This is a genomic window from Paraburkholderia sp., assembly GCF_047605525.1.
Classification (GTDB): Bacteria; Pseudomonadota; Gammaproteobacteria; order Burkholderiales; family Burkholderiaceae; genus Paraburkholderia.
The window spans coordinates 1-9,634 of sequence record NZ_JASGFN010000055.1 but is presented as its reverse complement, the minus strand read 5'-3'; the positions used below and the strand labels follow the sequence as shown (position 1 = coordinate 9,634).

General features: G+C 67.6%; 8 protein-coding genes and 1 pseudogene. 4 read left to right on the top strand and 5 right to left on the bottom strand.

All coding sequences use genetic code 11. From position 1 onward, the window contains the following. The first annotated feature begins 141 nt into the window (after positions 1–141). Entirely contained in the window at positions 142–1,638 is a 1,497-nt protein-coding gene (locus QM685_RS36415; protein WP_415124319.1) for a cobyric acid synthase, read from the top strand. 56 nt (positions 1,639–1,694) lie between these two features. On the opposite strand, the gene QM685_RS36410 is transcribed toward QM685_RS36415, so the two are convergent. Beyond that, positions 1,695–2,114: a PaaI family thioesterase gene (locus QM685_RS36410; RefSeq protein WP_415124315.1), complete on the bottom strand. Its 420-nt coding sequence runs from the start codon at positions 2,112–2,114 to the stop codon at positions 1,695–1,697. Positions 2,115–2,356: 242 nt separating this feature from the next. Here QM685_RS36410 and QM685_RS36405 point away from each other — a divergent pair, with 242 nt between their 5' ends. Then, positions 2,357–2,995: a ParA family protein gene (locus tag QM685_RS36405; RefSeq protein ID WP_415124313.1), complete on the top strand. Its 639-nt coding sequence runs from the start codon at positions 2,357–2,359 to the stop codon at positions 2,993–2,995. An 88-nt stretch (positions 2,996–3,083) separates the two neighbouring features. Here the strand turns inward: QM685_RS36405 and panD are convergent, their stop codons facing one another. From panD to QM685_RS36385, 4 genes are all read right to left on the bottom strand, one after another. Continuing rightward, the gene (gene panD, locus QM685_RS36400; protein ID WP_415124311.1) at positions 3,084–3,470 is read right to left on the bottom strand and encodes an aspartate 1-decarboxylase; all 387 of its coding nucleotides are present in this window, start codon (positions 3,468–3,470) and stop codon (positions 3,084–3,086) included. Positions 3,471–3,525: 55 nt separating this feature from the next. After that, positions 3,526–4,359 carry a pantoate--beta-alanine ligase gene (gene panC / locus QM685_RS36395; RefSeq protein ID WP_415124309.1) on the bottom strand — a complete coding sequence of 278 codons (834 nt, stop codon included), beginning with the start codon at positions 4,357–4,359 and terminating at the stop codon, positions 3,526–3,528. Positions 4,360–4,688: 329 nt separating this feature from the next. Then, the gene (locus QM685_RS36390) at positions 4,689–5,564 is read right to left on the bottom strand and encodes a segregation and condensation protein A (RefSeq protein ID WP_415124307.1); all 876 of its coding nucleotides are present in this window, start codon (positions 5,562–5,564) and stop codon (positions 4,689–4,691) included. Positions 5,565–5,598: 34 nt separating this feature from the next. Then, the gene (locus QM685_RS36385) at positions 5,599–5,784 is read right to left on the bottom strand and encodes a DUF3460 family protein (protein ID WP_415124317.1); all 186 of its coding nucleotides are present in this window, start codon (positions 5,782–5,784) and stop codon (positions 5,599–5,601) included. Positions 5,785–6,028: 244 nt separating this feature from the next. On the opposite strand from QM685_RS36385, the gene QM685_RS36380 reads away from it, so the two are divergent. Both QM685_RS36380 and QM685_RS36375 read left to right on the top strand, forming a co-directional pair. Then, entirely contained in the window at positions 6,029–7,894 is a 1,866-nt protein-coding gene (locus QM685_RS36380; RefSeq protein WP_415124305.1) for an autotransporter assembly complex protein TamA, read from the top strand. A 45-nt stretch (positions 7,895–7,939) separates the two neighbouring features. Next, positions 7,940–9,634 (top strand): annotated as a pseudogene (locus QM685_RS36375) (translocation and assembly module protein TamB); the annotation flags it as partial.

Here is a 9,634-nt window from a genome sequence, read left to right as displayed (position 1 = left end):
GCAACCGCAACCGCAACCGCAACCGCAACCGCAACCGCAACCGCAACCGCAACCGAGCATGCGTCCACCTTATTCCATCGTCACCTCCGAGCCGACCGTATTCCCGTGACCCGAACCCCGATTCCCTTCGACGCCGTGCCCATGCCGCGCGGCACGCTGATGATCCAGGGCACCACGTCCGATGCGGGCAAGAGCACGCTGGTCGCGGGCCTGTGCCGCCTCGCGCGGCGCGCGGGCGCGAGAGTCGCGCCGTTCAAGCCGCAGAACATGGCGCTGAACAGCGCGGTGAGCGTCGACGGCGGCGAGATCGGCCGCGCGCAGGCATTGCAGGCGGTGGCCGCGGGCATCGCCGCGCACACCGATCTGAACCCGGTGCTGCTGAAGCCGACCAGCGATCGCGGCGCGCAGGTGATCATCCACGGCAAGGCGCGCATGAATCTCGATGCGCGCGCGTATCACGACTACAAGCCCGTCGCGTTCGAGGCGGTGCTGGAGTCGTACGCGCGGCTGCGCGCGTCGTACGACGCGATTTTTGTCGAGGGCGCCGGCAGTCCGGCCGAGATCAATCTGCGCGAGCGCGATATCGCCAACATGGGTTTCGCCGAGGTGGTCGATTGCCCGGTCGTGCTGGTGGCCGACATCGATCGCGGCGGTGTGTTCGCGCATCTGACCGGCACGCTCGCGTGCCTGTCGCAAAGCGAGCAGGCGCGTGTGCGCGGTTTCGTCATCAACCGGTTTCGCGGCGACCTCAGCCTGCTCGAGCCGGGCCTCGACTGGCTCGAAGCGCAGACCGGCAAGCCGGTGCTCGGCGTCGTGCCGTATCTGCACGGGCTGACACTCGACGCCGAAGACATGCTGCCGCCCGAGTTGCGCGCGGCGGCCAGCGGCGACGCGGGCCGCCTGCTGCGCGTGGTCGTGCCGGTGCTGCCGCACATCAGCAATCACACCGATTTCGACGCGCTGCGCGCGCATCCGCAGGTCGATTTCCACTACGTGCGCAGCGGCACTGCGCCGCCGCCGGCCGATCTGATCATCCTGCCTGGCTCGAAGAACGTGCCGGGCGACCTCGCGTTTTTGCGCGCGCAGGGTTGGGACGACGTGCTCGCGCGGCATCTGCGCTACGGCGGGCGCGTGATCGGCATTTGCGGCGGCATGCAGATGCTGGGCCGCGAGATCGCCGATCCGCATGGCGTCGAGGGGGCGCCGGGCACGTTCGCGGGCTTCGGCTGGCTCGATTATGCGACGGTGCTCACGCGCGAGAAGACGCTGCGGAATGTGACGGGGCGCCTTGCGTTGCCGGGCGCGCCGGACGTTGCCGGTTATGAGATCCATATGGGCGAGACGCGCGGGCCGGCGCTGGAGGCGCCTGCGTTGTGGCTGGGTGGCGGGCCGAGTGCGGGGAGCGTCGGGGATGAGCGGCCCGATGGCGCCCGGTCCGCCGACGGCCAGATTCTCGCCACCTACGTGCATGGGTTGTTCGACACGCCGGCCGCCTGCGCGGCGCTGCTGTCGTGGGCGGGACTGAGCGATGCCGAAAAGGTCGACTATCCGGCGTTGCGGGAAGCGTCGCTGGAGCGGCTGGCCGATACGCTGGCGGAACATCTCGATCTGCGGCGGCTGTTTGCGGCGGTGGGCTGAGGGGGAGACGCGCGCTCAAAAGACGATTGTTTTCCGGGTCGTCGCGTGTCCAAAGCTCAATACAGCACCATCTGCGTACACCGGAACAGCGCAATCGTCTTGCCGTCCGGATCGGTGACAGTCGCATCCCAGACCTGCGTGCTACGCCCCAGATGCACGCCTTTCGCGACCGCGCGGATCGTCCCCTGCGTCGCCGTGCCGAGGAAATTGCTCTTCAGCTCGATGGTCGTGAAATTGCGCGCGGTCTGCGGCAGGTGCGCGAGACATGCGTAGCCGCAGGCGGTGTCGGCGAGGCCGATCACGGTGGCCGCGTGCAGGAAGCCGTTCGGCGCGAGCAGTTCGTCGCGCACGGTCAGTTCCGCGACCAGCATCCCCTGGTCGACGGACAGCGCGCGCAGCCCGAGCAGGTCCGGCAGCCGGCCTTTCTGACGCTCGTGCAGGCGTTCGACGGTGTATTCCGGGCGCAGTTTGCTCATGAGATTCAGGTCCTTTGTCAAAAAAACGGCGCGATGAAGCGGCCGATTCGCCGTTCGGGGCTTCGGCCGCGCTGGATTTGTCGATATTATCAACGGCTGGACAGGCGGGCGAATCTGCACACCGCGCCTGAAACGGCCGGGATCAGAACCCGCCGGTGCGGGTCTGAGCAGGTCGGAAGCAATACAGGAGCAATAACGCGGCAAACCGGCTGGCGGCGCCAGCCTTCTTTCCGGGAGATTTCATGTCGGTGATCGTGGTGGCGAATCCGAAGGGCGGCGTGGGCAAGAGCACGCTATCGACCAATCTGGCCGGCTATTTCGCCGCTGCGGGCGAATGGGTCGCGCTGGCCGACCTCGACAAGCAGCATTCGTCGCACGCGTGGCTCGAATTGCGGCCCGCCACGCTGCCGGCCATCGAAACCTGGGAGGTCAATGCCGAGACGCCGGCCAAACCGCCGAAAGGGCTCGAGCATGCGGTCATCGATACGCCGGCGGGTCTCCACGGCAATCGCCTGAACATCGCCCTCGATCTCGCCGACAAGGTGATCGTGCCGCTGCAGCCGTCACTGTTCGATATTCTCGCGACCCAGGAATTTCTCGAGCGGCTCGCGAAGGAAAAGGCGGTCAGGAAGGGCGCGATCGAGGTCGGCGTGGTCGGCATGCGCGTCGATGCGCGCACGCGCTCGGCCGAGCAGTTGCACCGCTTCGTCGAGGGGCTGAAGCTGCCGGTGCTGGGTTTTCTGCGCGACACGCAGAACTACGTGCAGCTCGCGGCGCACGGCCTGACGCTGTGGGACGTCGCGAAAAGCCGCGTGGAGAAGGATCTCGAACAGTGGCAGCCGATCGTCGAGTGGACGAACGGGACGGGCAAGAAGGGTTGAGTGGGAGCGGGGGCGGCCAGCGCGGAAATACCAGCGGCCGCAAACATCAAGAGTTCACAACGGCAAACCGGGGACCCCTTGGCCGCGCTCAGCTCCAGCTTTGCGTCGGCACGTGATCGCGGCTGCCCTTGATCCTGTTGTTTTCATCGACGAAGACGAGGTCCGGTTTCCAGCCCGCCTTCAGCTCCGCTTCGTCGACCACCGCGAACGCCGCGATGATGACCAGATCGCCCAGTTGCGCGCGCCGCGCGGCCGAGCCGTTCAGCGAAATCATCCCGCTGCCGCGCTCGCCCTTGATCGCGTAGGTCGAAAAACGCTCGCCATTGTTGATGTTCCAGATATCGATGCGCTCGTTTTCGACGATGTTCGCCGCTTCGAGCAGATCTTCGTCGATCGCGCACGAGCCTTCGTAGTGCAGCTCGCAGTGCGTGACCGCGACACGGTGAATCTTCGACTTCAGCATGTTGCGTTGCATGATCAATCCTGGTTGGCTTCGCTGTGTGACTTCGCTGGCGCCGGCGGTTGCGGCGTCAGATTTCGAGGTTGTCGATGAGCCGTGTCGCGCCGAGCTTCGCGGCGGCCAGTACGACGAGCGGCGCGTCGGCGTCCCGCGCGCCGGGTGCGAGCAGGTTCGAGCGCTTGCGGATCGCGATGTAGTCGGGCTGCCAGCCGCGCGCGGCGAGCGACGCCATCGCCGCCTGTTCGAGCTTTGCGAAATCGCGCTCGCCCGCGAGCACCGCGTCGCGGACGCGATTGAGCCCGGCGGCCAGCATCGGCGCCTCGGCGCGCTCGGCGGCCGACAGATAGCGGTTGCGCGAGCTGAGCGCGAGGCCGTCGGTGTCGCGCACGGTTTCGGCGGCGACGATGTCGGTCGGCAGCGCGAACTGGTGGCACATCTGGCGCACGATCATCAACTGCTGGTAATCCTTTTTGCCGAACACCGCGACGCGCGGCTGCACGCACGACATCAGCTTCATCACCACGGTGCACACGCCGTGGAAGAAACCCGGCCGGAACTCGCCCTCGAGGATGTCGCCGAGATCGTGCGGCGGATGCACGCGATACTCCTGCGGCTCCGGATACATGTCCCTCTCGGTTGGCGCGAACAGCACGTAGACGTTTTCCTTCTGCAGCTTCTCGATGTCGGCTTCGAGCGTGCGCGGATATTTGTCGAAGTCTTCGTTCGGGCCGAACTGCAGCCGGTTGACGAAAATGCTCGCCACGACCGGATCGCCGTGCTGCCGCGCGAGGCGCATCAGCGACAGATGGCCCTCGTGCAGGTTGCCCATGGTCGGCACAAAGGCCGTGCGATTCTGGCCGCGCAACTGGTCGCGCAATTCATGGATCGAGCTGATGACTTTCATGATCGGACAGGGATTGGCTCGCGCGGCGCGCGATCCGGTTGGCGCAACACCTGGCGGAATCGCGCGGGTCGCCGTCTCACCGGCGATGACGGGTTCGGAGCGCGGATTGTAGTGGATTTGTTGGCCGGACGCACCGAAACGGGGGGGGCGGGGGGCGCGGGCCGCGGCGCGCTCGTCGCACACTTGCCGCCGAGGCCCGCCAGGTCGCGCGTCGGCGGGGGGCTGCGGTTTTCCCTGGGCGTTGCGCCGAACCATCGCCGGGGCATCCGTTGCACCGCGCATCGTCCGGGCGCGCTCCGGCCTGCTTTTCCGCCCGGATCAGTTAGGGATCAGGCCGGCAGATACGCGAGGCGCACGTAGATCGGCGCGAACGGCTCCGCCTGGGTGATCTCGATCAGCGATTCGCGGCACAGCTCGAGCACGGCAATGAAATTGACCACGACGACCGGCACCCCGCGGCTGGTGTCGAACAGGTCGGAGAACTCGATGAAGCGTGTGTTCTGCAACTGCCGCAGGATCAGGCTCATGTGCTCGCGCACCGACAGCTCTTCGCGCGAAATCTTGTGATGCTGGACGAGCTTCGCGCGCTTGATCACGTCGGCCCACGCGGCGCGCAGATCCTCGCTGCTGACGTCCGGAAAGCGCGGCGTGATGCTCTGCTCGATATAGACCTCGGCGCGCAGGAAGTCGCGCCCGAGCTGCGGCAGCTGGTCGATGCGCTGCGCGGCAAGCTTGATCTGCTCGTATTCGAGCAGGCGGCGCACCAGTTCGGCGCGCGGATCCTCGGCTTCCTCGCCGGTGTCGGCCTTCTTGACCGGCAGCAGCATGCGCGACTTGATCTCGATCAGCATCGCGGCCATCAGCAGATACTCGGACGCGAGTTCGAGATTGGTCTTGCGCAACTGCTCGACGTAGCCGAGGTATTGCTCGGTGACATCCGCCATCGGGATGTCGAGCACGTTGAAGTTCTGCTTGCGGATCAGGTACAGCAGCAGATCCAGCGGCCCTTCGAAGGTCTCGAGGAACACCTCGAGCGCGTCCGGCGGGATGTACAGGTCGTTCGGCAGCTTGAAGAGCGGTTCGCCGTACAGACGCGCGAAGGCGACGCCGTCGACGGTGTCGGGCGTCGAATCGGTGGCGGGCGTGGAGAGCGCGGTGTCGGCCGCGGGGGGCGGCGCGCCGTGTGCCTCGTCAGCGTGACTCATCGTGGAGATTCAGCCTCGGCGTGACGGGGAGCGCTCAGAAGTTCTGGTAATACGAGTAAGGCGTCTGTTCCACACGCGAGGCTTTCTGCTCGGCGCGTTCTTCGAGATCGATCGGCTGTTTGTCCCACAGCAGCGCGCGGCCTTTGCGTTGCTCGGCTTCCAGATAGGGCTTCTGCTGCTTGAGCTGGTTCAGGAACTGGGTGATGTCCGATTGATACATGGCTCGACGTCCGTGGTGGGTAGGGTGGCGGCTCTCGGGGTGGCCGCTGTGGCGCGCCGCGAGGGCGGCGCCGTTGACGCGGAATTTTACCGCATGCGCCGCGCGCGGTCGAAAAACGCTGCGCGCGGCGCACTTTTGGGAGTTCGCGGGCGGCTGCGATGTGGTCAAATAGCATGCCTTGACCGCCAGCCGGGTAGCCGGGGCGAGGTCAGCAACTGGGCACCAACTGTGGCGGAGGTCGTGTTTGGCGGGAGGTACGTTTGACAAGCCGCGTTCGCGGCGCGGCGCAGCCGGCGAGAAGCGCGGACGGGCACGTCCATCCGCCGCCCCCGCGCGGCGCTGGCTGCGCGCGCGGCTCACGCTCTACCTTTCGATGCTGACGATGTTGACCATGCTGACGCTGGCCGCCGGCGCGGCCCACGCCGCGCGCAAGCCGCCCAGCTACAAGGTCGACGTGATCGCCGAGCCGCGCTCGTTGCGCCGGCTGCTCGAAGCGCACCTCGACGTCGCCCGTTTCGCGAAGCGCCCCGACATCAGCGACGACCAGTTCTCGTTCCTGATCACCGCCACGCCGCAGCAGGTACGCGATCTCGCCGCGACCGAGGGTTATTTCACGCCGGTCGTCAGCACCGACGTGCGCACCGTCGACAACGTGCGGCACGTCACCGTAAGAGTCGAGTCGGGCCCGCAGACCATCGTCACCTCGGTCGATCTGTCGTTTCGCGGCGCGGTGCTGACCGAAGACCCGGCGCAGGAAAACGCGACCCGCTTCGCGTTCTCGCTGCGCGAGGGCCAGCCGTTCTCGCAGGGCGACTGGGACGACGCGAAGAACGCGTCGCTGCGCCAACTGCAGTCGCGCCGCTACCTGGCCGCGAAGATCTACCACTCCGAGGCGCTGATCGATCCGCGCGCGCACACCGCGAAGCTGTCGGTGACCTACGACAGCGGGCCGACCTTCACGATGGGCGCAATCGACGTATCGGGCACGCGCCGCTATCCGGAATACATCGTCCACAACGTCAATCCGATTTCGCCGGGCGACATCTACGACACGCGCACCGTCGCCGAGCTGCAGCGCCAGTTGCAGAACACGCCGTACTTCGCGAGCGTCGCGATCGATCTCGACAACGATCCGGCCAAGCCGCTCAACACGCCGGTTCACGTCAAGGTGTCGGAGTTTCCGTATCACAGCTTCCGCGGCGGCGTCGGCTATTCGACCGACAACGGCCCGCTCGTGCAGGGCGCGTACTCGTACCTGAACACGTTCGGCAAGGCGTGGCCGTTCACCGTCGAAGGGCGCGCCGACCAGACCCAGCAGTACGGGCAGATCCAGCTGTCGATGCCGCCGGGCCCGCGCGCATGGACCAACAGCGTGCTCGCGTCCTACACGACCACCGACGTCTCCGACACGCGCATCTACAGCATCCGCGGCGGCGTGCAGCGCTCGCGCACGTCGCAGTTCCTCGACTACAGCTACTCGCTGCTGTTCTACGACGACCGGCTCGATCAGAACGCGGCGGCGCCCACGACGGCTCATGCGCTCGTGCCGGCGTGGTCGTGGACCCGGCGCGATACCGACGACCCGCTGTTCCCGCGCCGCGGCAACCTGATCCACGTGGAGGCCGGCTTCGCGGTGAAGGGGTTGCTCGCCGACCAGTCGTTCATCCGCGGCTACGCGCGCGGCCAGCAGTATCTGCCGATCGGCGCGAACGACATCGTGCTGATTCGCGCCGAACTCGGCGGCGTGTTCACGAGCGGCAGCTCGAGCGGCATTCCGGCCTCGCTGCTGTTTCGCGCGGGCGGCTCGAACTCGGTGCGCGGCTACGGCTTCCAGAGCATCGGTAACGACGTCGCCGGTTCGATCCTGCCGACCAAGTACCTCGTGACGACGGCGGCCGAATACCAGCACTGGTTCTCGCACAACTGGGGCGCGGCCGCGTTCTTCGACATCGGCACCGCCACCGATACCTGGGGCGAAAAAGTCTTTTATCCGGGCGTCGGCGTCGGCGCGCGCTGGCGCAGCCCGGTCGGCCCGGTCAATGTCGATATCGCGTACGGAATCCGCAACCGCAGCGTGCGGCCGTACCTGACGCTCGGCATTGCCTTCTGAGGCTTCGATGACAGCCCGCCACCTCATTCGCCACCTTATGCACGCATGACCACGGACGTCACCGACCCGCCCCCCGCGCAGCCGCCCGGCGATACGCCGCCCCGGCAGCCCGGGCAACAGCCGCCCGACACGCCGCCGCCGAAGCGGCGCTGGGGGCGCCTGCTGCTGAAAACCGTCACGGGCACGGTGGCCATGCTGGTGCTGCTGGCCGCGCTCGCGGCCGGCCTGCTGTACGGCGCGCTCACGACCGAGCGCGGCACCGCGTACGCGTGGCACGCGGCGGTGAGGCTGCTGGGCGGCCGGCTCGCCGGCACGCTCGACGGCGGCACGCTGGCCAACGGCGTGCAACTGCGCGACGTGCGCTGGCGCAGCCTCGACGGCAGCGGCACCGAGATCCAGGTCGACCGCGTCGCGGGCCGCTGGGCGCTGGCGCGCGAACCGTGGCGCTTCACGATCGAATACCTGCACGTCGGCACGATCGACGCGCGGGTCGGCCAGTCGTCGTCGAGCAGCAGCGAGCCGTTCAAGCTGCCGAAGGATCTGCGTCTGCCGATGCAGCTCGAGATCCGCGATGTGCAGGTCGAGCGGCTGTTGCTGCACCAGGGGGCGTCGACCACCGAGCTATCGCACTTCGCGTTTCATGGACGCAGCGACGGGCGCCATCACGAAGCCGCGATCGACCGGCTCGATACGCCGTTCGGCGGGCTGACGGCGTCGGCGAAGCTCGATGGCGTGCAGCCGTTCCCGCTGACCGGCGAGGTCGGCTATTCGGGTAAGGTCAACGACGAGGCGGTGCAGGTGGCCGGCCACCTGAGCGGTACGCTCGAGCAGTTGGTCGCCGAACTCGACGCGAGCGGCATGAAGCTCGCCGGCCACGCGCGGATCGAGGCGACGCCGTTTGCCGCCGTGCCGCTGCAACGGGCGACGCTGACATTCGATCACGTGAATCCGCAGGCTTTCTCAGCCGGCGCGCCGCTGGCGGATCTGGCCGTGCGGGCGGAGCTGCAGCCGGTGGAACCGGCGGGAGCGAGCGGTGCGGGTGCTAGTGCTGGCGGTGCCGCGGCGAGCGGCGCGGCGGCCAGCGCCGCTCAAGCTTCTACGCTCGAGGCCAGCCATGGCCACCACCCTCACGCGGCAAAACCCGCCACGGGCTTCGCCGTCGCCGGTCACATATCGATCGTCAACGCAAAGCCCGGCGCAATCGACCAGCACCTGCTGCCGCTGATCGACGCGAACGCGGACGTGCGGCTCGACGCGCAGGCGCAAAGCATCTCGAACCTGAACGTGCGGATCGTGCGCAACGCGACGATCACCGGCGGCGGCACGCTGAGCGGCCGGCGCGGCCAGTTCGATCTGCGCGTCGCGCGGCTCGACCTGAACGCGTTGCAGGCGACGGTGCGGCCCACGCAGCTATCCGGCCCGATCGGCATTCACCTGGACGACGACTTCCAGAGCGTCACGCTCGATCTCGCCGACCCCGCCGCCGCGCTGCGTGCCCAGGGCAAGATCATGTTCGACCCGGCGCGCATCAGCTTCAACGACGTGCGCATCACCTCGGGCCGCGGCCGTATCGATCTCTCCGGCGCGCTGAAGCACGACGCGAATGCGACCTACAACCTGAAGGCGCAACTGACCGATTTCGATCCGCTGTCGCTGACTTCGCAGATGCCGTCGCGCGCGCCGGTCACGACACCAGCGGCCCCCGCCGCCAGCGGCGCGCAGCGCGCGCGGCACGCGCAG

Bases quoted from the DNA above. Each gene is read 5' to 3' on its own strand.
- QM685_RS36415 (WP_415124319.1), top strand. From the start codon at position 142: ATGCCGCGCGGCACGCTGATGATCCAGGGCACCACGTCCGATGCGGGC.
- QM685_RS36385 (WP_415124317.1), bottom strand. From the start codon at position 5,784: ATGTATCAATCGGACATCACCCAGTTCCTGAACCAGCTCAAGCAGCAG.
- QM685_RS36405 (WP_415124313.1), top strand. From the start codon at position 2,357: ATGTCGGTGATCGTGGTGGCGAATCCGAAGGGCGGCGTGGGCAAGAGC.
- panD (WP_415124311.1), bottom strand. From the start codon at position 3,470: ATGCAACGCAACATGCTGAAGTCGAAGATTCACCGTGTCGCGGTCACG.
- QM685_RS36390 (WP_415124307.1), bottom strand. From the start codon at position 5,564: ATGAGTCACGCTGACGAGGCACACGGCGCGCCGCCCCCCGCGGCCGAC.
- panC (WP_415124309.1), bottom strand. From the start codon at position 4,359: ATGAAAGTCATCAGCTCGATCCATGAATTGCGCGACCAGTTGCGCGGC.
- QM685_RS36410 (WP_415124315.1), bottom strand. From the start codon at position 2,114: ATGAGCAAACTGCGCCCGGAATACACCGTCGAACGCCTGCACGAGCGT.